This window comes from Oceanobacillus sp. J11TS1 (assembly GCF_018333215.1).
Classification (GTDB): domain Bacteria; phylum Bacillota; class Bacilli; order Bacillales; family Amphibacillaceae; genus Oceanobacillus.
In genome coordinates this window covers 176,288-198,886 of record NZ_BORO01000004.1, presented here as the reverse complement: position 1 = coordinate 198,886, position 22,599 = coordinate 176,288, and the positions used below count along the sequence as shown (strand labels likewise).

Sequence of the window (22,599 nt, the reverse complement as noted above, 5' to 3'; positions counted from 1 at the left end):
CGTCCTCAAATTTATACGACAAACACCATAGAACGCACCATGAAAGAGATAAAAAAACGCACAAAAACAATGAACAGTTTACCAAACGAAAAAGCTGTAGAAAAAATCGTTTACTTGGTAGCGATAGACTACAACGAGAAATGGAACAAAAGAGGGATTACAGAGTTTCTATCAGCTAAATCAGAGGTTCAAAAAATGTTTGATGAAAGATATGGAAAGAAAATAACAACTAAATAAATGATTAACTATTGGTAATCCTTACCTTACTAGCTATGATAAGGTTTTAGATGGAAGAGGTTTGACATGGAGCCCCTGTGGGCATGGTTCATAGGCCAAGCCCCAACTATGAAAAAAAGTGTTGACCTTACCACGAAGGCTACCATGCCCACCACTCCATGTAAAACCGGCGCACTACCTGGGGATTTACACATACTTATTGACAGTACCCAATGAGACGGTTTATCAAACGAAGCAGTGTAGATTTACCAGCGCCCGATAAACCGACGACTGATACAAATTTGCCCCCCGGAACTTTTAAATATAGAGGAAATTTTAATCGAACAAGCATGAAAAAACTACCGATCCGGAAAAAAGAATCGGTAGTTTTTTCTAGTATCTCAAAAGAGAGATTGTGTATTCTTGATAATTAATAATTTGCCGGCACAGACTATAAGAAGGATTTGCTTTTTTCCTCTAACGTGCCGCCAAGATATCTCCAACAGGATTCGTTGTTTTCAGATACTCTTTCGACGATTTGCTGGAACTGCAGTTTTTTCAGTTCTTTCTCTGTTTTATCAATGGACCAATCATAAATAACAGAAACTTCTTCCGTTCCTACAGTTTGCTGTAGCTGTAAATAAGTTATTAAGGATGGTTTGACAGACGGAATCGGTGTCCGTTGTAAAATCTCTTTGAGAACAAATTCATATATATCATACGGATAAAGACCAGAAAGCTTTACTCCCTCATCCTCTACTTCGTGATTAAAGAGGACAATCGTAGGTGTATAATCCACTTCCATCTCGCGCGCAAGTTTTAAATCGCATTGCAGAGCGCGTTTAGAAGTATCGCAGAATAGATCTTTTTGAAATTCTTCTACGTCTAAAGCTGCGTCAGAGGCACATTGTATTAAAACATCTTCATTGCAGATATTCTGTTTATTAAAAAACAATGTTTCTTGAATCTTACGGATAAATTGTTTTCCTGCCTTTTTTCCTTGCAGTTCGGCTGCTTTAATTGCTAGGGCAGGAACCCATGGATAGTCAAGATTTTCATGGTTTAAAGTAAAAGATGATAATCCGGACTGTTTACTTTGTTTTGTTTTATTTAAGCTGTTCGGATTTAAAGCGGTTAGTTGTCCGCTAATTACATGCGTAATTGTAAAAAAGCGTCCGTATTCAACATATAATTTCTTTAGATAGGGCTCAAGCGCCCAGCATTCAGAACACAATGGATCAATAAAAACATACATTTCAATCGGCTTTTGGACATATTGCATGTAGTTAAAGGAAGTGTCTATTTGATTTGAAGATGATAGTTCTTGTTGATTCCCATTCATTTTGAATGCTCCTTTCTAAGATTCAGGGGTGTTCATCATATGATTTGCTGTTAGTGTCAAACGTTCCATCATTTCTGTATAATAAGGGTCTTCTATTTGATTCTCTACTAATGCTAGATGCATACAACTTAACCAGGCATCTCTAGCACTTGGAGTTATTGGAAAAGGAAGATGCCTTCTTCTTAACATCGGGTGTCCGCGTTCTGCTTCATAAAGCCTGGGTCCCCCAAAAAATTGTGTGAGAAATAGTTTTTGTTTATGTCTTGTTTCTGTAAAATCATCTGGAAATAGCGGCCGAAGGATAGGATTTTGTTCAACGTGGCCATAGAATGTGTCTACAATCTGTTCAATTTTTTCATAACCGCCAATTCCACTATAAACGGTTTGCGTTTCACTTTGCTTCATTAAATAGCTCCTTATACTAGTATTGTAGCAACATGACTTCACTTCATCAAATAATCTGTACCAACGAAGTCCATGATGCACGGGTCAATTTTTTCATAGATAATTAAATTTTACCAACTCATCAGAAATAATTCTAATTTTAAACACAACCGCACCTGGCTCCGTGAATATTGTAACTGCAAATAATAAGTATAGATATTTTTCCGGTGAGAGGACGTTTATCCTATAAGGACGTTTTTTGTTTTTGATTAAAAAAACGGGCTATTTTAGCTGGGGCTTCTCGAACAGTAATTTGATAGTTTGCTAATAAGTTTTTAAATACTTTTTCCCCATATTTCCTAGAAGGTGCTTCTAATTCTAGTTCGGCATCCTCCGTATTTAAATAAATACTCTTATCTAAAACAATTAATGTATCCTGGTAGGGCATTTCTTTTCGAAAGGTAGTCATGTTTCCTAAATAATTCAGTGTGGATACATCAATAGACATTTGTTTTAATTGCCTGGTTACATTTGGAACTTCTGTCGGTTTACCGGAAGTCCAAGAGAGAAATTCAGCTTCCGTAAGTAGGTCATGCGTCTCTAATAATCCATCTGGATGTGGTTCTTTTAATGTTAATGTATATGTCCCATTCTTTTTTCGTATTCGTAATGCAGAACGATTTGCTTTTAAATCGAAGGACGCCGTTTCAAAGTAATAATTCGTTTGTTCGATTGTCTCCGCCTGAGAAAATAATTCCTCAGATAATTGATTATATTCCTGATTTGTTAACAGGTTTTTAAATTCAATTTCTACTTCTTGGCTCATCAGCATCATTCTCCAGTTCTAAATATAGATTATCTCTATTATGGCGTGTATGGATAAGCTTTGCAAAAAATAACTATTAGACAAACTATTCTACCGTGGTTTATTAGATGTAATTTTGATACAAACAACCGCTAGTTTTATTACCATATGTGTTCATTGATTCAACTATAGGTTACAGTATTGCTCCTTTAGGGTGCCTAAATGTTTTTGTAAATAAATTCAAATTACCACCTCTAACATGTAAAACCGAATAAAAAGGTATTACTTCATAATTTGAAGCATACTTTGACTATACTGAAAAAACGTTATTATATCATGAGATTTTTGACATATTTGAATTTATGGAATTTTTAATTTTCATTGTTGACGTTGATGAAGGATTATAGTATGTTAATAAAAAAAAGGAGGGACAACGCACCAAATGATTTTTTAGATTTCTATATTAAATAAACCGCGGGGAGAACGTCACAGTTATTAATTTATTATCTTTAACTGAGAATATTGCAATACGAAGCGTAATGGATGAGGATCTATAATAATGTTTGGGAAGCGATTTCCACAATTAGCAGTCAATGTACTCTCAACATAAGGGGCTTGATAATTGAGAAGAAGCTTATACCTATATATTGAATCACTAACAATGCAATACTTTTAAGAATCCTTTCTATTAATACGACAAACTAGGGGCGTCTGGTTTTCTTTGGTGGCGGTATTCCTCTCGAAAAAGAAGGGAAGGTAGCAGGTGCTATTGGTGTTAGTGGAAGCAGTGTTCCCAATGATATCCGAGTAGCAGAAGCAGGTATTAAAGCATTTGAAGAACTTGAGTTAGAAAAAATCAAATAACTATTACTTACTATTTGAGGAGGGCTATAATGGCAGGGAATCGAGGCGTAGTTTACACTGGGACGGGTAGTGTTGCAGTTCAGGACATTGGTTATCCTGACTTGGTTTTAAAAGATGGACCAGGCGTTCCTGCTTCAAACGTTGGTCGGAAATGTGAACATGGTGTGATTCTGAAAGTTGTTACTACTAATATATGCGGTAGTGATCAACATATGGTGCGTGGTCGTACCACAGCGCCAGAAGGTCTTGTTTTAGGTCATGAAATAACAGGAGAAGTTATAGAAGTTGGAAGAGATGTAGAGTTTATAAAAAAGGGTGATCTTGTATCTGTTCCATTCAATATAGCATGTGGTCGCTGCGTTATGTGTCGTGAACAGAAAACTCACATATGTACCAATGTCAATCCTGATAGGCCAGGAGCTGCTTACGGTTACGTTGATATGGGAGGATGGGTAGGAGGACAATCTGAATATGTTATGGTACCATATGCAGATTTTCAACTACTTGTTTTTCCGGATAAAGACAAAGCGATGGAAAAGATTTTAGATCTCACCATGTTATCGGATATTTTTCCTACAGGCTATCACGGTGCGTATACAGCTGGTGTAAGAACAGGGTCAACCGTTTATGTGGCTGGGGCTGGCCCTGTCGGGTTAGCGGCTGCGCATGCCGCTCAATTGCTAGGAGCATCAGCTGTTATTGTAGGTGATTTAAATGAAGAACGACTAAAGCAGGCAAGTAGCTTTGGCTGTGAAACAGTGAACCTTAAAAAACATGATCGCTTGGGTGAACAAATTGAGCAAATTCTTGGCGTTCCAGAAGTTGACTGTGCAATTGACGCAGTTGGTTTTGAAGCCTCTGAGCATGGAGAAAATGCAGAAGAACAACCAGCTGCTGTACTAAACGCCATTATGGATGTAACTCAAGCTGGCGGTAAACTTGGAATTCCAGGTCTATATGTTACGGAAGACCCTGGAGCAGCTGATAAAGATGCGCAATTAGGTTCTTTAAAAGTGAGATTTGGTCAAGGCTGGGCGAAAGCGCATACCTTTGTAACTGGCCAAACGCCAGCGATGAAATACAACCGTATGCTCATGAAATCAATTCTTTCTGGTAAGGCACAGATTGCTAAAGCAGTGAACGCGACAGTCATTGGTTTAGATGATGCACCGCGGGGCTATAGTGACTTTGACAGCGGAGTCGCTAGAAAGTTTGTGATTGATCCGCATGGGTCGATTAGTTGATTTTAAAAAGAATCGGATAAAGAAAAATAAAAGCCAAGCAGTGTTCACGCTGTTTGGCTTTATTACTTACTCAACAACGAGATAGTGTCAATTCAGCACATGATTACAGCGAAATAACAATACCCTATTTTGTTAGTACCTAAAGTTGTTGATTTTGAAACCTAATATAAAGTATTCTAAACAAAATCCAGTGAAAACTACTTTTTAATAAAAACTTATATCGCCCAGAGAGCTTTGTTTTTAACGATAATCAGCTGTTATTTACGGAAGCGCCTCTTTGAAATCCCTCTTTCCTTTGTACAATAGCGACTCTGTGATAAAATAAAGGAGATATTATTAGTATACATATAGGGTGATGTTGGATGGACTGGGGAAAAATATTAGCGCCTTATAAACAGGCAGTGGAAGAATTAAAGGTAAAGTTAAAGGGGATTCGTTCTGAGTATGAGAGGGAATCCAGTAATTCACCAATTGAATTTGTAACAGGAAGAGTAAAACCAATACCTAGCATTATAGAAAAGGCCCGGGAACGGCAGATACCTCTTGAGAATTTAGATAAATTACAGGACATTGCAGGGATAAGAGTCGTTTGTCAATTTGTTGATGACATTTACCGTATTGCTGAGATGCTTCGGAAACGCAGTGATTTTCAAATTATTGAAGAAAAAGATTATGTTTTTGATAAGAAGGATAGTGGTTATCGATCTTATCACATGATTATCGAATATCCAGTAGAAACTGTGCGAGGGAAGATTATTGTCCTGGCTGAGATTCAAATACGTACACTCGCGATGAACTTTTGGGCTACCAATGAGCATTCTTTGAATTATAAATATGAAGGAAAGTTACCTGCAGAGGTTAAATTACGTTTACAAAAAGCTGCAGAGGCTGCATTTAAATTAGATGAAGAAATGTCTAAAATAAGAAGCGAAATCCATGAAGCTCAACGTGTTTTTCATCGGAAATCATAGATAAAAGGATGGGAAAATGGAATGAAGTTTAAAATAGTTTCCAGAGGAGACGCGCGTTCGGACAAAATAAAAAATAGGATGCGGGAATATCTGGTGTCTTTCGGATTAGAATATGATAAAGAAACACCTGATTTAGTTATATCTGTGGGTGGCGACGGGACTTTTTTAGAAGCGTTTCACCGTTATGTTCATCGCTTGAAAGAGACAGCCTTTATTGGTGTTCATACAGGACATTTAGGTTTTTATACGGATTGGACACAAGATGAGGTAGAGAAGCTGTTGATTGAAATTGCAAGAACACCATTTCAAACAGTGGAATATCCATTGATGGAAGTGATTATTCGGGATGATTTAGGTAAAAAAGAGGATAGGCATCTTGCTTTAAACGAAGCTATGATAAAAACAGGAGATGGCTCGTCTGTTGTCTTAGATGTGGAATTAAAAGGAGAACACTTTGAAACATTCCGAGGCGATGGGATATGTATTTCTACTCCATCTGGGAGTACTGCTTATAATAAAGCACTTGGTGGAGCTATTATTCACCCGTCTTTGGAAGCAATCCAGATCACAGAGAATGCTTCGATTAATAACCGTGTTTTCCGAACAATTGGGTCGCCATTGGTCCTGCCCAAACATCATACCTGCTTCTTAAAACCAATGGTTGATAACTCCTTTTTGATCCAAATTGATCACTTTACTAAAAATTATCATGAAGTAAAATCAATTCAATGTCGTGTGGCAAATGAAAAAATTCGTTTTGCGCGTTTCCGGCAGTTTCCTTTCTGGCATCGTGTCCGTGATTCTTTTGTTACTGAGGTGGATTAAGTGGCTGCAGGCATACAAAAAAGCTGGATCATTGATCAAGAGAGTTCTCAACAAACCGTTAAAGATTTCTTGCAACAGAAGCAAGGCTTTTCAAGAAGGTTATTAACAAGCATAAAACAAGATGGCGGCAGCATGATGATTAATAATGATTTCTGTTATGTATCAAATATATTAGAGACAGGTGATCAGTTAACGGTTATTTTTCCTGATGAAGTGCAAAGCAGCAGCATTACCGCGACGGAAATGAATCTAGATATTGTCTATGAAGACGAGGATCATTTAGTTTTGAATAAGCCTGCAGGCCAAGCTTCCATGCCATCTATGACGGATCGTGTAGATACATTAGCGAACGGTATTGCTTGGTATTATCAGCAAGAGAATCATCCGGCTACTGTCCATATTGTAACAAGGTTAGATGCTAATACGTCTGGCCTTGTTTTGGTTGCCAAAAATCGATACGTCCATTCATTGTTAGCAGAAAACCAAAAGCGAAATGGCATTCATCGTATGTATGAAGCGCTAGTAACAGGAGTAGTGGAGCCAGAAGAGGGGACGATCTCTGCTCCAATTAGCCGAAAAACTACCTCTATTATTGAAAGAGAAGTTAACTGGACAACTGGAAAAAGGGCAGTAACTTATTATAAAACGATAGCTACTTTTTCCAATGCTTCTTTATTACGTATCCAATTAGAAACCGGACGAACTCATCAAATACGTGTTCATTTTAGTCATATAGGCCATCCCCTGCTTGGGGATGACCTATATGGAGGAGAGAAATCCTTTATTCCCCGGCAAGCTTTGCATTGCGCCTATATCGAATGGGAGCACCCTTTTCTAAAAAGAAGGATTAAACTAACGTGTGAACGACCTGAAGATATAATGGCGTGTATGAAAGCACTTTGTTAATCTTTATTAAAGGTCGTGAATCGATTGGGGAGAAAAGGCTGCTTGGATATGACAGAGACAAAATTTTGTTCAGGGAATTGCAGCGCTGTTAATTTATTACCAAAGACACAGCCAGTATCTATATTGATGGTACGGTTGACTTTTCTTGGTTCTAAAACTGGTGTGTGTCCATAGATAATCCATGCTTTTCCCTGGTAATTTCTTGCCCAGTCACGTCTAATTGGCCTTCCTTGTTCATCGGTTTGCCCAGTCGTATCACCGTAAAGCACAAATGATTTGACCCGCCCCGTAGTCATTCCTATGAAACTTTCCTTGATTCCTGCATGGGCAATGACCAGATTTTCTTCTTTAAAATGTAAGTATAATGGCGCTGCTTCATATAAAGACATAAATTTTTCTTTCATCTGGATTTGTTCTTGTACTTTTAAATGTTTCCACTCTGCAACGGTAGTTTCTAAACCATGTTTTTGTTGAACATTATTACCCGAAAAAAAGCGATACAGCTTATTACAATGATTACCTGGAATGTACTCGGCTATTTTCTGCTCCATAACGAGCTGATAGACGAGCTCGATAACTGCTATGGAATTTGGTCCGCGATCTGTGATATCGCCAAGGAATATAAGTTTTCTGCCAGAAGGGGGTATATACTTCCCCTTCTTTTTCGTATAGCCAAGTTTTTGAATAAGTTCGTTTAATTCATCGATACAGCCATGCACATCACCTATAATATCGAACGACATATGTAACCTCCTCAATTTGTAATAGAAGGACTTATTCCTATTATAATCAAAATACCTTTTCTTATAATAAGCAATTATATTAAATAGATGCCCATTTCATTGGTATCGAGCTTGAACTGCGTTTGTAAATGAGGATGTGAGGATTATTGATAAGGCTTGCTATTTGTTTTGCATCTTGTAAAATAGGGAAGGATGTGTAAGAATAAGGAATCGGTAATAAGGAAGGAGGATTTGGAATGAAAAAGGATATATATGATGTGCAATATGAAGAGCAGTTTAATGAACATATCGATAAAGTCCAAGCTGCACTAGAAGGTGAAAATATGGAGGCATTTCGTGACGAATTTCTGGAAATTCATCCATATGATCAGTCCGTATTTTTCGAACAGCAGAGTGAAGAAAGAAGAGTGCAGATATACACGTATTTATCTCCTGAAGAAATGTCCGAGATACTCATAAATATTGATTTAGACGTTGTCCTGGAGTTTTTTGAGGAGATGGATCCGAGATATGCTGCAATGATTTTTTCAGAAATGCCTGCCGATGATGCTGTTGATATTTTAAATGAACTGGATAAAGAAAAGGTCGTAAGTTACCTAACCATCATGGGTAAGGAATCTGCTAATGAGATTAAGCAGCTCCTCCATTATGAGGAAAAAACAGCTGGTAGTATCATGACCACTGAGTATGTTGTACTTTTTGAGAATCAAACGGTGGAAGAAACCATGCTGCAATTAAAAAAAGAAGCTCCAGATGCAGAAACAATTTATTACCTATTTGTACTTGATAATAACAAACGTTTAGTAGGTGTTATATCTATTAGAGATTTAATTATTGCTGATAATAAAACATTGATTAAAGATGTGATGAGCACTAAAGTTGTCGCTGTTTCTGTTGCGAAAGACCAGGAAGATGTTGCGCAGATGTTTAGAGATTATGACTTTCTTGCGCTTCCGGTTGTTGATTTTCAAGATCATCTTCTAGGTATTATTACGGTTGATGATATTTTGGATGTTATGGAAGAAGAGGCGAGTGAGGATTACTCCAAATTAGCAGCGATGTCCAATACGGATATTAAGGACGATACGGCAATCCGTTCCGCTAGAAAAAGACTTCCTTGGCTAGTTATCTTACTAATTCTTGGTATGCTGACCGCTACTTTAATAGCGAGTTTTGAAGAAACATTGGAGCAAGTAGCTATTTTGGCTGCTTTCATCCCTTTAATTGGAGGAACAGCGGGTAATTCCGGAACCCAAGCGCTTGCAGTATCTGTACGAGGAATGGCCACGGGCGAGTTCGAAAACACTGGTAAATGGAAGCTTCTAGGAAGGGAAGCGTTGACTGGATTAATCAATGGATTATTCTGTGGAATTATTCTTGCCGCTATTATTTATATATGGCAAGGCAATATTTATTTAGGCATTCTTCTAGGCTTATCCATTATGGGGTCTCTTCTCGTAGCTACATTAGCAGGTGCGCTCATTCCGATGCTGATGAATCGTTTAAATATTGACCCGGCAGTGGCATCAGGACCCTTTATCACGACGATTAATGATCTTATTTCTACATTAATTTATTTCGGGATGGCGACTGCATTTATGAGTTATTTAATTTAATAATTCGAATAAAATTGGAGTGACACAAAACAAATTCTAGGTTCATACACTATACAAGATAAGCCAAGAAGGGGTGTATGACCAATGACCAATAAAAAAAAAGCGCAAGCTCCTTTACTTTACATTAGCCAGCCTCAGCTAAAAGAATCTTTAGCACCTATGCAAGAAAGTTATGTTGGTGACTATAGAAAAACAAAACAAAAAGACTTACAACAAGTCCAATCCATGAGAAAAACACAGCCAAAAGACAAAAAAGGACTTGCTGAAGATGATTCTAGATTCTCGAAGCAACAATCAAGTAAAAAGAAGTTTATGGAAATGACGATTACGGAAAAAGTAGATTATTTAACGAACCGATCCGAGTTTGCTCCACCAGTAAGATGTGAAGTGATAACAACTTCAAAGAAAAAATATCGGGGAGTGATTCGTGAAAAGAAGCAGGATACCCTTTTTCTTCAAGTAAATAATCGAAAAAACAGGATAGAGATTGCGGTTAATGATGTTGAAAATATTCAATTGTTAGGATTTTAAAAGACACCATTCAGGAGAGAAATCCTGAATGGTGTCTTTTTGTATCCATGAAACTATTTTAATGAAATGCTCTAATTGCTGGTAAGCAGGTAACATGGCAAAAGCAATCTAAGTCTACTGTGATACAAATACCTGTTGCTTCCAAGTCTTCTGTATTTTGATCAGTTGGATCTTTCATATGATCAAACGTACAGTTTTCTCCGTCGCTGAGTAATAATTCGAGAATAGCACAATTGTTTTTATCTACTTTTTTTACCCGGAATACAAAGCTGGATAAGATTGGATTTAATTTGTTATGATGACCTTTTGTTGTACCGAAGCCTTTAAAAGGTTTGCAATCTTTACAGTATAAAATAACAGGTACAGTGTCTAAGTCGTTGCTTATTTCATTTTTGCATAAGAGGTCGTTAATTGATTGTTCACAGCTCGTATCACAGCAATTTTCTACAATATCATTTTGAGCATCAACAATGTCTTTTAAAATATCTGCAACACAACTTCCGGTATCGTAATTTTTTCCACAACCCATGAGAAATTGCTCCTTTCACAATTTGAATTTTCTTTCCTTATAGGATATGTGTCTTTACCACGTTGGTGTGGGCGTGTGTAGGGTCTGATGAATGACTATTTAAATAAAAATATAATTCTGACTATACAAAATAAAAAATATGTATATAATAATAAATAAAACGGTTTCTTATTCGCGTGACGGGATATATATAAGGAATAGAGAGGGAGGGGCAGAACATGGGGTATATTCTTCCGATTCAATCTTCACAGTATGCTGATTATCAGCAAAGAATACAGCCTGCGCAGAAAAAAGAGCATTATATAGAAGGTTCCTTTAAAGTGCAACTCGATCGGAGGCATCAGGAGTTAAGTGCGACGTATGACCGTTATTATCGTAACAGACCTGAGCTTCGAAAGCCAATAGACTTACCATTAGATGCTTCCTTAATTACGGGTAAGGGAAGACATATTAATAAATACATCTAGAAGCATTCCTTTTCGTATAAACAAGGAATGCTTCTTTTCTCACTAGAACAAGCTTAATCAATATCTTTAAATTTTTGGTGCTCCCGATTAAAGAAGGGGAGAATAAATAAAGGGTTTCCTTTTGTGTATTCTGCATAAAAAATCTCAGAAACATCTTTGTATCCCTGTTCACGAATAGATTCCTCTAACCATGACATAGGAAGGTTTTTTTCTTCCATATTATCCTTAATAACCTCTCCATCATTAATTAATGTGATTGGTAAAGCTACTTCTTGAGGGGATAATTTTAAATCCTTTCGAGTAGGTGTCTGATAGTCTGTCTTTTTAAGAACAGACACAGTACCATTAGCTTCTAAAACGGCAAATTCTACTTCACTAATAGAAAATACATCTTTTTCCCGCAAAAGATGTTGCAGCTGATTAATATCCAACTTGGTTTTTTTCATCATATCACGGATAAGTTTCCCGCGATGGATAATAATGGTCGGACTTCCTTCAAGCATATGTCTTGTTCGCTTATACTTTTGTGAAATAATTTCAATAACATACATAAGAATGCCATAAAGCACGATGACAAATGCTATTTCAGGTATTCCAGCATTGGGGTCAAATAGAGCATTACCAACTAATTCTCCCAGTATTAAGGCAGAAATAAAATCAAATGGTGTAATCTGTGAAATTTGCGTTTTCCCTAATATTTTTGTAATTATAAATAAAGCAAAAAAACCGAAGATAACTTCCACAAACATACTTGTATAACTAGACATTAATGATACGCTCCTTTATCAATGACACGGTCTTTTATAGTGTGTGTCGTTGTGTATAAAAGATGTATCTAAAAGAGGAAAGAAACGAATATACTTTTAGTGGGAATTCAAAAAAGTTAGATTGGAAAAGACCCTTACCATAAGAGGTAAGGGTCTTTGTTGTCTTGTATTATAAGTGCTTAACCATGGTTACGTGAGGAATCCCGGCATCTATAAATTCATCCGATGTGACTTCATACCCCAACTTTTGATAAAAATCTACTGCTTGTATTTGCGCGTTTAACTTCGCTTTATTAAAATGCTGTTTTTTGATTTCTTCTTCCATTTTTAACATTAATTGTTTGCCGATAGATTTTCCGCGCTGTGATTTTAGTACACAGATCCGTTCTAATTTACCATATCCACCCTGCGTAAACCGAAGACGGCCTGCAGCCACAGGTAATTCTCCATCGTAGGCTATAAAATGGGTGGCTGTTTTATCAAATTCATCTAATTCTTCTTTTGGCGGTACCTTTTGTTCTTGTACAAATACCTCTGTCCGAATTTGATATACTGCTTCTAATTCATTTTGGGCAGTTGCATGTTTTACTAACATGAGTCCTATTCCTTTCCTAATACAAATGTTTCGTAAACCGTCCATGAGCCATTATCTAATTCATATAATAACTGAAAACGGTCGATATAATCCTTGATTTCAAATCCCTCCATCTTTAATCTTCCTACAATGTCAGAGAATTCATCATGCTCTAAGTCTTGAGCAATTGTAATATGCGGAACAAAAGAATGCTTTTGATTATTTTCAAAGATACCTTCTTGGAGCTGTTCGTTGAGTAATTTTAATTGTTCAATTGGTTCAATTTTTAAATAAATGGTGTTTGTTATCGGCTCAAAGGTGCTAACCCTGTTAATATGGATATAGAAGGGCTCTGCATTGCTCGCAATTTTATGCAATGCCTGGACAACTTCATCTATCCTTTCAGAATCAGCTTCAAATGGATACTTTAAAGTAATATGTGGAGGGATTAAAGAGTACCTTGGGTCGTAACGCTTTCTTAATGCATTTGCTTGATCCTGTACATTTTTTGAAGGAAAAATAGCTATTCCGTATTTCATTCATACTACCTCCTAGTGTATTGTTGTTTACTATAAACCATATATAACTGTATCTTCATAAGTATAGCAAAAGAAAGTAAAAATAGAAATTTTAATCAAATAATGTTGTAAGGAGACGGCGCATATCCTCTTGCCAATATTTCCAAGTATGAATACCGTCTTCTAGTTCATGATAAGTATACGTTGCTCCAGCTTCTTCTAACGCCCGGTTTAATTCTTGATTAGGTCCTAAGAAATCAGCTGTATTTCCATCACTCATTTGTACTTCTGTTTCCTTTGTTCCAATCGTGTGGTAAATGTCCAATGTCTGCAAAGGCTTAGCTTGTTCTAGGAATGCTAACACGTTAGCATCGACATAAGGAGATTGCATACCTACCTTTCCAAATGTATGAGGATATTTCATTGCTGTCATTAATGCTAACGTTCCTGCTAAAGAATCACCGATTAAAGAACGCGTTTTTCCCATATGGTATGTTGGGATGAATTCATCTAGGAAAGGTACCACCTCACGCACAAGAAAATTTGTATAGGCTTCATTCTGTTCGCCGGATGGATGGTATTTTTTTCTGCGATCATATTTATCTTTATAGTGGATACCAACAAAAACAACGTTTTGCATTTCTTTTTCATCATGAAGCAGATCACTCAAAGTGGCGATTCTTCCCAATTGAAAATAATCTTTCCCATCTTGCATAATACAGATTTCATATTTATATAGCTCTGAGAAAGTTTCAGGATGATAAATCTGTAATGTCATCGTTTCCTCTAAAAAAGAACTGTTTATTTCTTTTTCAATCATTTTTCCTTTTCTGCGCAAGCTTCCCACCTCAGCCTTTTTTATAGTATAGGAATAGTCTATCATTGAATGATTATACTGTCACTTGATGCTTTTATTGATAAAGCCGATACTACATTCCTTGCTGTTTCATTAGATTCAGGTGGCTTTCTTGTTCAATGATTTTCCCATTTTTTCGGCATAATAATTTCGTCTGCTTCCCGAATTGTATGCTTGCTCATTGCGCGTTTGCATCCAAAAATGGTAAACGCATTCAAATAATAATAATAAATAATTAATTTATTTCATTATAAGATGAAATGGTCTAACTATGCTAGTGATTAGTTTGGTTTGCGAAACGCTATTGTATAACATCATGCATATGGATGGATACAGGAGAAAAATGCAATCTTGATTACCCAGTGAAATATGGAATTCTTTACGGAAGGATATAATCTACCATTCCCAAAATCTACTAGAGGTAGCTATGCTTTCCTATGATTACCTGGTAAGTTCTCTAAAAATTGGACAATAAGGAAGCTTAGAACTTGGGGGTTATGCAATCATAAGCTTGCCTTCTCTATCATTTGGCTGTATAATATATTTATACATACGATTCCGTAGCTCAGTTGGGAGAGCGCTACCTTGACAGGGTAGAGGTCGTTGGTTCGAGCCCAATCGGAATCATTTACACAGCAAGGGTTTCAAAGGGCAGTCTCCACAGATTGCCCCCTTACGATGACGAATCAGTGACGAGTCACACACCCATAAAGTCAGCGTATTGATTTGCTGTTTCTTGATGTACTTTATTTGACGAATGTACATAGCGCTCTAACGTCATACGAACGTCAGCATGACCTAACCGCTCTTGCGTTGCTTTCACATCTTTTGTCACACTAAGAAATAGCGTTCCATGTGTATGACGTAAATCATGAAAGCGTATCTGTTTGAGACCTGTATTATCACAAATTGTTTGCATTGCTCTTTTTATATTACGTGGCATTATATATGTGCCAACTGTTGAAGAACATACAATGTCTGTTTTTGGGTCTTGACTTTTTTTATGCTTTTTCAATACATCAAGTTGCAAATCAGTTAAATAAATAATTCTTTCAGAGGACTCTGTTTTCAGTGTTCCTCTTTTTTGTGTCATACGGTCGAGATTGTACTTTACATGTATTTCTTGTCTTTCAAAGTCTATATCATCCCAATGTAACGCTAATATTTCCCCTTGTCGCATACCGGTATTTAGAGCGATCCAAAAAACAATATAGGTTTGAAAGTCTTTCGCACACATTAAGAATTTCTTTACTTCCTCTTTTGACCATACGTCTGTACGTTTATACCTTATACGCGGCTTTTCCACTTTACTCATAGGATTTCGCTTGATTTCATCCCACTTTACAAATTGCTTAAAAACCTTATTCATGATATTATGCATTCGAGTAATAGAGGAAGATGAAAGACTTTCTTCTTTTTCCGTCCACAATTTTTGTACCTCATACGGTTTAATAGAAGCTATTTGACGGTCACCAAACACTGGTTTAATGTGTTTGTCATAATAACACTTTTCACCGTAAATAGTGTTTGCATTCATGTGTTTAGGTGCAGTTAAATCAAAATAGATTTGTGCGCATTCATCAAATGTTTTCTTTGTTTCTTTGACATAAGAACCTGAAAATAATTGATGTTTAAAATCTACCTCATCTTGTTCTGCTTCTTTTTTTTGCTTTCGCCAAGAACCTGTTAAGCGTTCCCCCTTCATGTATACATTTGCTCTGTATCGTTTACCTGTTTTTACTTCTTTCGTTTCAATAGACATATTCCCTTTCAATCCTTTCAAATTAAAAGAGAACAGTTACATACATACTATTTAAAATAGCAAACTGTCCCCTTTTATTCAAGCATTATTCATGTGGTTGTTCTTTAATCCATGCTTTCAGAAACTCATCTGTATCTGCGACAGGGAATACCCACTTACGCCCGACTCTCCTTCTGATATGTTTAAATCGTTTATCATGAAAGAACGTATTCATGATATGCCCTTTTGAAAAAGAAGTGATTTGCATTAAATCATCAAGACTATAAAATAGCTTTTTGTTTCCTATATCCTTCATCTTTATCTCAATTTGTTTGAGAATCTGCCGTTCTATTTCATCATCATCAATTTGTATACTTACTAAAGGTGTATCGAGCATGATTTGTTTCCCCCATCTTCCTTTTCATTTTAAGAAAAAAATGAGATACTACGATTAGAAATCTATTAGGAGCTCTGTCAATATTTGCTTTGGTCGGCTTATTGGCAAGCTCTTATCCATCTTTTTCTTTTTTTCTCGTACTAATCTTTTTATAAAGGCTCTCTGCTTTTTCATTTCTTAATCTAACCTCATTTTGAGTAATATTTATATATGGATTAGGCTGTTTACTTGATTTTTCTAGAAAAAAGGTATCTTCTTTTTCATCATAAAAAGCAATTCCCATTGAAGTTTTATCCATACATAATACTAAACCAAGTCGCCTAGCCAATTGTTTAAAAGAATCTGTACGCCAATCAAATTGTTTATTATCTTGTGCCATCTTTGAATAAAAATTTTTGGGACTATATGGCGAGGTGATAATAATTGTACTGGCAGTTAACGGCTTATCATAATATCGACTTGCCCCCATTACATCATCATTAAATGGGTCAAGCATTTTTAATAAATCACTATACTGAAAAGTGCTTGGTCTAAGTTCATCTATGATTAACTTTTCTTGTCCTTGATAATGCTGAAAAGGGTCTTTATTTGAACCAGTAATAAAATAATTACTACCAAACTGTGATGCGTAGTCTTTTGCTAATCTTGTTTTTCCTACACTCGATTCTCCATAAATCCAAATAACTTCAATGGATTGATTTGTTTCACGCATTTTTTTCCTCCATTCTTCAGCCAACCGTTCCATGCGCTTTTGATATACATTTTCAATTCTGGTCTTTGCTTTGGCGTATTGTGAACCTGTAAGAATTTCTTCTACTTCTTTTTTAGTAACTTCGCCAGTATATAATTGATCTAATAGATTTTTGATGATTAATTCACTTTTTCCATGCGTTGTGAATTGAATACTCTTTTTAGTATTTTGAAGGAATGCGTTATAATCAAAATTTGCTTTAACTTCACTGCTGTCATATTGATGTTGATCTTGGGCATTAGGTGTTGCATGAATTAAATAGGAATAACCATTTGTAGAATCTCCTTTCCATTGTTCAATGTATTGTGGTTTATCGTTTAATAGTTTTGCAATATTATCAATGCTTCGGGCATTTTCAAATTGCATCATGATATGCACATGTGGCTTTTTGCATGTTTCATCTTCTTTTTTATCTTTATCATGTAATATCCCTGCATATTTTTTAGGTTTAATATGTTGTTCAATATGGTGGATAAGAGTTTCTAGGTTTTTAAAGGGCAAATGTTCCATATCTTGCACGTACATCATATTTTTTGCTTTTACCATTTCAAGAATCATCCTTTTTTACGGCAACACTGGCACTTTTAATTTTTGGGGGTGATAACAAGCCCTCACCCCCTGATATATCAATGTTTTATTGAGATTGACACTTATTTCTCTCTATGATTTCTCGAACGCTTTTCGTCTACGACACAGCGTTCTGAGAAATCATAGGTTTTATTTATTATTCATCAACAAGAACGATATCTTTAGCTTTTACGCTTAAAGTTGCCCGATTGTTAGCAATATAAGGAGTACCAGTAGCATTAACCACTTCTACATAACTTTCAGAAGGCAATTCTTTATTATGTGGAATAGTCACTGTAAGGACTTCACCATTAATCACATCAATGAGTCGATATGAATAGCCTTCAATTTTATCTGTACGTTCACCATCTTTATAAGCATATTTTGTTCTAGGCTCAGCAGATGTAGTTAATAACCTGTCTAAAAATAATTGATAAGTAGCCATATTTTTTCTTCTCCTTTCACTAAAGAAAAATAACTATCTCGAGCTAGCAAAATTTCTTTAGGTGCTATAGCTTTTAATGTCGTTCAAAGCATTTGGACATAATTTTAATAATTTCTTTACCTATTCATAAAAATCTGTTTGAGTACCGTTTGACAGTAGCTTTTGAATTTCTTCTTTGATTAGGTGATATTTTTTAATTACAGGTGTAGCAATTTGTTTTGGACTATTATCATGCAGTGATACATAGCCAAAGCCTTGTGTACATGGCTTAAATTCAACATCACTACTTGGAAAGACCATTTTACGAGTTTCACTTGAATTGTTCCCAAGAGCGAGTTTAAAAGTGAATTGATTACGAGAACCAAATTTTAATAGTTCTGCATCCGGACGTTGCAATGAAACAATAACATTTACATTTTTAGAACGTCCCATCATTAGCATTTCCGCTATTTTTCTTTGCTGTAATTCTTTATCTTTTTTGTTATCAAAGTAATTTAAAAAACTACTTAGCTCGTCAAAAAATATGATGATATGATTTTCACTCTCATCTTCCTTACTTAAACGCTTTGAAAATCTTTCATGTACTTCTGCTAGTCCATCTTCGCAATCTGTATATGTGTAATATCTAGCAGATGCAGAGAATGGCAAAAAGGCATCGTCGCCTTTAAAATCAAGTAAGTAAAGTTCAGCGTTTGGATAGTATTTACCTATCTTCCCTAAGAGTGTTAAAGAGAATGTTGTTTTTCCTGTACCTGTATTACCTACAATTAAATAGTGAGGAACTTTATCTAACGCTACTTTTATACGCTTATTGATTTCTAAATCTGTTAGTATTGAAAACATTAAAAGTCACCATCTTCCAAACTAATTTCAGTAGTATTTTTGTGATACTCTTTGAATTTTCCATATTGGTATAAATTAAAAATGAGATAACTTTGTTCCTTTACAATACTGTGTAAAAGAATAATTTTATTTGGGTCGAGTCCAAATGATTGTACTGCAAATACATTAAATGCTTCTTTTAATTCCTCTAGGTCTGCAATACTGTTCATTTCATTTGCATTCAATTTATATTTTCCTTGGCAAGCATAATTTGTTTTTTTTACCTTAAACACACGAGCCAATGAATTTCTCATATTAAAAATTAATAACTCTTCTGTAACAAGACCACGTGATACTACAAAATCAAGATTAAACGCATAGGGATCAAACCCATATTCTTTATTCTTTATCAGTTCCTGAGTAAGCCTATCTTTAAATTGAATTCCTGTGTATTTATTTGAGTGATGGTATAAAAACCAAAATAATACTCTTTCATATTGAATGAATGGAACTGGTTCAGCCTCTTTCTTCGCTAGTCGTTCCGCACTAGCAAATTGCCGTTCTTTAATCAGATTTGAAAGCCATTTTATTATATTGTCTAATATTTCTTTCATAAGTACCTTCCTTATTTTCTTATAATTTTTTTGTGTTCAGCGCTGTTCACAAATAAAGTATATAGTGCTTTCTTAATTACGTTAATACCGGATAAGTTGATTCTCTGATATTGTGATTTTTTATGACATAATATTCATTCTACTTTTATTCTTTTTATAAAATTAATAGTGACAGTCACAAAATATTATGTTATTCTAAGTGAAATATTAAATCACAATGTTATTTTTTTACATTGTGAAAGGAGGTAAAAATGGAAAAAGTTAGTTTGAAGGAAATATATCGTGAAGAATATGAAAATCTTCTCGTACAAAATTATTACACAGGAGAAAATGTTGACAGGTTAATTCTTTCTGAAGTAATTAAATATTATAAGAAAGAAAAAAATAAATTAACTGAAGAAAAGTATACTACTCTTAATTTTATTGAGGATGTTTTTGGCGACAGTGATTATGTTCACGAAAATACAGTATCATACTGGATTAATAAAAAAAGGTATCCTCGTAAGGTTATTCTGAAAAAGATGAAAGAAAATAATGAATTTCTAGCAGTTTTTAACATGATAGAGAAAAATATTAAAGAAACGGCCCTTAATGAATTTGATGCAACAAAAGAAGAGAAAGATTTTTGTTTTTTTGATTATGAACTTGAATTAGAAACAAGTTTGAAAGAGTCTATTTTAAATGGCGAAAAAAAATTAACAGAATATGAAAATGAATTAAAGAAAGAAGACCCAAAAATTACTAAAGTATTTATAAACGAAGACAAAATCTATGCTAAAATGAATAAACCAAATTTAGTAAAAGATAAATTTGAATGGCAATTACTTAATGAAAAAAAAATTGATGGACTTAGATTAATTAGATTACAAAAACTTTTGAGAAGATTGGGGGTAGATAAATCATCTTCTCAAAAAATTAATCTTACTAAAGGTAAGCAAAATCAAGGAATTGGAGAGGAATTAGCAATTCACGAAAAAATACTTGACTTACTAAATACTTCGCCATCTCTTCTTTTTCCATTAATAACTTTAATGACGGATTTAAATACATTGCATTCAGAAAGTAAGGAACTTAATGAATCCTATGAAGCTGAATTAGATAGGATCGTTTTACAGTTAAAGAACAGTTTAATCGGTATGAAGAATGACAAGGAGGATTCTAAGTTATAAAGTAAAGAGAGCACAGAAGTAAACCAACTTTTGTGTTCTTTTATTTATCTAAGCATTGTAATAGAGCACAAAGTATTAGGTGTATTTACATGATTACGGACAATTTTATTGAATTTTCCGGGACATTATGATTATTTTATGATAGACTGAATTCATTAATAAGGTGCTTTATTTTAATTGATAGTACATAATAAATTAGTTTACTTGGTGATAGAAAGGTGAGTGATTATGAAGAAAAAAACAATAGTGATCGTGGCTTCCGCAGTATTAGGAGCGTCAATCATCGGAGGGGCATCGTACAAGGTTGTCGACGCTAACTATCAAGAGAATTTAGAAGAAGCAAAAGCAGAGTTACATGCAGAGGAAGGCATCCTAAGTGATTTAGCAGTTCAGGTAAGCGAGTTTCACGGTAAAGACGGTTACTTAAAAAAGGACTTAGAAAAGGGAACAATCGAAAATGCAAAAGACAACTTAAAACTAGTTGAGGACGATGTGAAAGCATACAACGTTAAAGAATCCGATATCGAAGAGAGCATCGAATTCATCAAAACAACAAAAGAAGATATTGCTAGTGAATTAAAAATTGTTGAACAAAAGTTTGCTTTAGAAACAGAATTAAACGAATTGTTCACAAAAACGGCTATCAACGGTGACGAAGTTAAGAAGCCAGCTTTGAAAAAGGACGTAACTACAGAAAAAGTTGATAATTTATCCGAATCATTAGAATCAGCGAGTACTTTAGAGGAAGATGCATGGTTAGACGCAGTGAAATCGCTTATTGATGAGGGTAATACTCAATTAGAACATATCGCATCTGCTGAAAACAAGGTAAAAGAGTTATATGACAAGGAAGACAAGGACAAGGTCAACAAAGGGGTAGAGCGCAAATCCTTAGAAGAAGCAACAGAAGCGGTTGCAAAGATTAAAAACGAAGAAATAAAGGAAGATTTTGAAGGTAAGTTATCAAAAGTAGAAACGTTCATTGCAGAGCGTGAGGAGGAAAAGCGACTTGCTGAGGAAGAGGAAGCTCGTAAACTAGCAGAATCGGAAGCTGAAAAACAGGCAGAGAAACAAGCAGAGCAAACGGAACAAGCACAGCAAGAAGAACCAATACAAGCAAGTGAAGGTACAGGGTCAGCAACAAACGAGGGTGCACATTCTAGCGGAAGTAGCGAAAGTGCTTCAAACGGGGGTAGCCAGTCATCTAGTGGTTCAACTGGAGGTAACAATGCTGTAACTTCTAATGGTGGAGGACAGTCTAGCAGTAGTTCTTCTTCAAACGGAGGTACAAGCAATAGTTCTAGCAACAGTTCTAACAGTGGTTCAAGTAGTAATGCATCAAGTGGTTCAAGCAGTAACTCTAGCAGTAGTAAGAGTACTGGGGGTTCTAGCAGTAATTCTAACGGCGGAAGTTCAAGTTCTAATTCTAGCAGTTCAGGAAGTAAAGGTTCTAGCAATAGTGGTGGTTCCACTAATTCAGGGGGTAATTGGAGCACTGATATGGGAGAGACAAAGGAAAGTGGAAACATTCATAACAATGTTACAGGAAAAGATGGAGATAGTACTTGGGAAAGTGGAGATTTCGAAATAGATAGTAGCAGTGATTTTTGTAAAGACTTTGGATGTTGAGTCATAATAAACTGAATAAAACTTATTAAATGGGTCTACTAAGGTTAGTTTTAAACTATCTCTTAGTAGACTCTTTTAATGTAGAGTAAAACGATTAAGGAGGGGTATTTTGAATCGCAAGAAACGAAAACTGAATAATAGATTGTTTGCAGTACTTATGACCTTTATTCTTTTGTTTGAGAGTTAAAATGCGGTTGCTCCTACCGCGCTTACCGCTTGGTTCCCCTCATTTATACATTACAGTCTTTCGACTCTAACATATAAAAGAGGGCTGTTTTTAATAAAATGATTTTGAAATTTATGTGT

The 22,599-nt window shown here is 35.4% G+C and carries 26 protein-coding genes, 1 tRNA gene and 1 pseudogene; 12 read left to right on the top strand and 16 right to left on the bottom strand.

Annotated features, from left to right (window positions below; all coding sequences use genetic code 11):
* Positions 1–237: transposase (locus tag KI343_RS05490; protein ID WP_212925427.1), on the top strand; the 237-nt coding region annotated here is incomplete at its 5' end.
* A gap of 211 nt (positions 238–448) precedes the next feature.
* Here the strand turns inward: KI343_RS05490 and KI343_RS05485 are convergent.
* From KI343_RS05485 to KI343_RS05470, 4 genes and pseudogenes are all read right to left on the bottom strand, one after another.
* Positions 449–568: pseudogene (locus tag KI343_RS05485) on the bottom strand (ATP-binding cassette domain-containing protein); the annotation flags it as partial.
* Between the two features lie 99 nt (positions 569–667).
* On the bottom strand, positions 668–1,558 hold the full coding sequence (locus KI343_RS05480) for a ClpXP adapter SpxH family protein (RefSeq protein WP_212925426.1): 891 nt from the start codon (positions 1,556–1,558) through the stop codon (positions 668–670).
* Positions 1,559–1,573: 15 nt separating this feature from the next.
* Entirely contained in the window at positions 1,574–1,963 is a 390-nt protein-coding gene (locus tag KI343_RS05475; protein ID WP_212925425.1) for a globin domain-containing protein, read from the bottom strand.
* Positions 1,964–2,186: 223 nt separating this feature from the next.
* Positions 2,187–2,768 (bottom strand): CYTH domain-containing protein, encoded by a 582-nt coding sequence (locus tag KI343_RS05470; protein ID WP_212925424.1) that lies wholly within the window; start codon positions 2,766–2,768, stop codon positions 2,187–2,189.
* A gap of 690 nt (positions 2,769–3,458) precedes the next feature.
* Between KI343_RS05470 and KI343_RS05465 the strand changes: the two genes are divergently transcribed.
* The 5 genes from KI343_RS05465 to KI343_RS05445 all read left to right on the top strand — a co-directional run bounded on the left by KI343_RS05465 (position 3,459) and on the right by KI343_RS05445 (position 7,557).
* Positions 3,459–3,611: a heme-binding protein gene (locus tag KI343_RS05465; protein ID WP_306432544.1), complete on the top strand. Its 153-nt coding sequence runs from the start codon at positions 3,459–3,461 to the stop codon at positions 3,609–3,611.
* 29 nt (positions 3,612–3,640) lie between these two features.
* Positions 3,641–4,855 (top strand): formaldehyde dehydrogenase, glutathione-independent, encoded by a 1,215-nt coding sequence (gene fdhA, locus KI343_RS05460; RefSeq protein WP_212925423.1) that lies wholly within the window; start codon positions 3,641–3,643, stop codon positions 4,853–4,855.
* 362 nt (positions 4,856–5,217) lie between these two features.
* Positions 5,218–5,826, top strand: coding sequence for a GTP diphosphokinase (gene yjbM, locus KI343_RS05455; protein ID WP_212925422.1), 609 nt, complete (start codon positions 5,218–5,220; stop codon positions 5,824–5,826).
* 21 nt (positions 5,827–5,847) lie between these two features.
* On the top strand, positions 5,848–6,651 hold the full coding sequence (locus KI343_RS05450; RefSeq protein WP_212925421.1) for an NAD kinase: 804 nt from the start codon (positions 5,848–5,850) through the stop codon (positions 6,649–6,651).
* Positions 6,652–7,557 carry an RluA family pseudouridine synthase gene (locus KI343_RS05445; protein ID WP_244856741.1) on the top strand — a complete coding sequence of 302 codons (906 nt, stop codon included), beginning with the start codon at positions 6,652–6,654 and terminating at the stop codon, positions 7,555–7,557.
* On the opposite strand, the gene prpE is transcribed toward KI343_RS05445, so the two are convergent.
* Positions 7,554–8,300: a bis(5'-nucleosyl)-tetraphosphatase PrpE gene (gene prpE, locus KI343_RS05440; protein WP_212925420.1), complete on the bottom strand. Its 747-nt coding sequence runs from the start codon at positions 8,298–8,300 to the stop codon at positions 7,554–7,556. The two genes, KI343_RS05445 and prpE, sit on opposite strands and share 4 nt — an antisense overlap.
* Before the next feature lie 236 nt (positions 8,301–8,536).
* On the opposite strand from prpE, the gene mgtE reads away from it, so the two are divergent.
* Both mgtE and KI343_RS05430 read left to right on the top strand, forming a co-directional pair.
* On the top strand, positions 8,537–9,916 hold the full coding sequence (gene mgtE, locus KI343_RS05435) for a magnesium transporter (RefSeq protein WP_212925419.1): 1,380 nt from the start codon (positions 8,537–8,539) through the stop codon (positions 9,914–9,916).
* Positions 9,917–10,000: 84 nt separating this feature from the next.
* A complete protein-coding gene (locus tag KI343_RS05430) occupies positions 10,001–10,447 on the top strand; it encodes a CotO family spore coat protein (RefSeq protein ID WP_212925418.1) in 447 nt (148 codons plus the stop codon).
* Between the two features lie 58 nt (positions 10,448–10,505).
* Here KI343_RS05430 and KI343_RS05425 read toward each other — a convergent pair whose 3' ends face one another.
* The gene (locus KI343_RS05425; protein WP_212925417.1) at positions 10,506–10,976 is read right to left on the bottom strand and encodes a CotY/CotZ family spore coat protein; all 471 of its coding nucleotides are present in this window, start codon (positions 10,974–10,976) and stop codon (positions 10,506–10,508) included.
* Positions 10,977–11,194: 218 nt separating this feature from the next.
* On the opposite strand from KI343_RS05425, the gene KI343_RS05420 reads away from it, so the two are divergent.
* On the top strand, positions 11,195–11,443 hold the full coding sequence (locus KI343_RS05420; protein WP_212925416.1) for a hypothetical protein: 249 nt from the start codon (positions 11,195–11,197) through the stop codon (positions 11,441–11,443).
* 53 nt (positions 11,444–11,496) lie between these two features.
* On the opposite strand, the gene KI343_RS05415 is transcribed toward KI343_RS05420, so the two are convergent.
* The 4 genes from KI343_RS05415 to KI343_RS05400 form a co-directional block, all read right to left on the bottom strand.
* Positions 11,497–12,210 (bottom strand): YetF domain-containing protein, encoded by a 714-nt coding sequence (locus tag KI343_RS05415; protein WP_212925415.1) that lies wholly within the window; start codon positions 12,208–12,210, stop codon positions 11,497–11,499.
* 169 nt (positions 12,211–12,379) lie between these two features.
* On the bottom strand, positions 12,380–12,805 hold the full coding sequence (locus KI343_RS05410) for a GNAT family N-acetyltransferase (RefSeq protein ID WP_212925414.1): 426 nt from the start codon (positions 12,803–12,805) through the stop codon (positions 12,380–12,382).
* Positions 12,806–12,810: 5 nt separating this feature from the next.
* The gene (locus KI343_RS05405) at positions 12,811–13,323 is read right to left on the bottom strand and encodes a YjcG family protein (RefSeq protein WP_212925413.1); all 513 of its coding nucleotides are present in this window, start codon (positions 13,321–13,323) and stop codon (positions 12,811–12,813) included.
* Between the two features lie 91 nt (positions 13,324–13,414).
* Complete coding sequence (locus KI343_RS05400; RefSeq protein ID WP_212925412.1) at positions 13,415–14,140, bottom strand: alpha/beta hydrolase; 726 nt, start codon at positions 14,138–14,140, stop codon at positions 13,415–13,417.
* Positions 14,141–14,712: 572 nt separating this feature from the next.
* Here KI343_RS05400 and KI343_RS05395 point away from each other — a divergent pair.
* Positions 14,713–14,785 (top strand) — tRNA-Val (locus tag KI343_RS05395).
* Positions 14,786–14,855: 70 nt separating this feature from the next.
* On the opposite strand, the gene KI343_RS05390 is transcribed toward KI343_RS05395, so the two are convergent.
* The 6 genes from KI343_RS05390 to KI343_RS05365 all read right to left on the bottom strand — a co-directional run bounded on the left by KI343_RS05390 (position 14,856) and on the right by KI343_RS05365 (position 19,495).
* Positions 14,856–15,920 carry a tyrosine-type recombinase/integrase gene (locus tag KI343_RS05390; protein WP_212925411.1) on the bottom strand — a complete coding sequence of 355 codons (1,065 nt, stop codon included), beginning with the start codon at positions 15,918–15,920 and terminating at the stop codon, positions 14,856–14,858.
* An 85-nt stretch (positions 15,921–16,005) separates the two neighbouring features.
* Positions 16,006–16,296 carry a hypothetical protein gene (locus KI343_RS05385; RefSeq protein ID WP_212925410.1) on the bottom strand — a complete coding sequence of 97 codons (291 nt, stop codon included), beginning with the start codon at positions 16,294–16,296 and terminating at the stop codon, positions 16,006–16,008.
* 112 nt (positions 16,297–16,408) lie between these two features.
* Positions 16,409–17,593, bottom strand: coding sequence for a Rep family protein (locus KI343_RS05380; protein WP_212925409.1), 1,185 nt, complete (start codon positions 17,591–17,593; stop codon positions 16,409–16,411).
* A 178-nt stretch (positions 17,594–17,771) separates the two neighbouring features.
* Positions 17,772–18,059 (bottom strand): hypothetical protein, encoded by a 288-nt coding sequence (locus KI343_RS05375; RefSeq protein ID WP_212925408.1) that lies wholly within the window; start codon positions 18,057–18,059, stop codon positions 17,772–17,774.
* Between the two features lie 120 nt (positions 18,060–18,179).
* On the bottom strand, positions 18,180–18,902 hold the full coding sequence (locus tag KI343_RS05370) for an ATP-binding protein (RefSeq protein ID WP_212925407.1): 723 nt from the start codon (positions 18,900–18,902) through the stop codon (positions 18,180–18,182).
* Positions 18,902–19,495, bottom strand: coding sequence for a hypothetical protein (locus KI343_RS05365; RefSeq protein ID WP_212925406.1), 594 nt, complete (start codon positions 19,493–19,495; stop codon positions 18,902–18,904). Before KI343_RS05365 ends, KI343_RS05370 begins: the two co-directional genes overlap by 1 nt.
* 251 nt (positions 19,496–19,746) lie before the next feature.
* Between KI343_RS05365 and KI343_RS05360 the strand changes: the two genes are divergently transcribed.
* Positions 19,747–20,664: a hypothetical protein gene (locus KI343_RS05360; protein WP_212925405.1), complete on the top strand. Its 918-nt coding sequence runs from the start codon at positions 19,747–19,749 to the stop codon at positions 20,662–20,664.
* A gap of 228 nt (positions 20,665–20,892) precedes the next feature.
* Positions 20,893–22,293 carry a hypothetical protein gene (locus tag KI343_RS05355; RefSeq protein ID WP_212925404.1) on the top strand — a complete coding sequence of 467 codons (1,401 nt, stop codon included), beginning with the start codon at positions 20,893–20,895 and terminating at the stop codon, positions 22,291–22,293.
* Positions 22,294–22,599 lie beyond the last annotated feature (306 nt).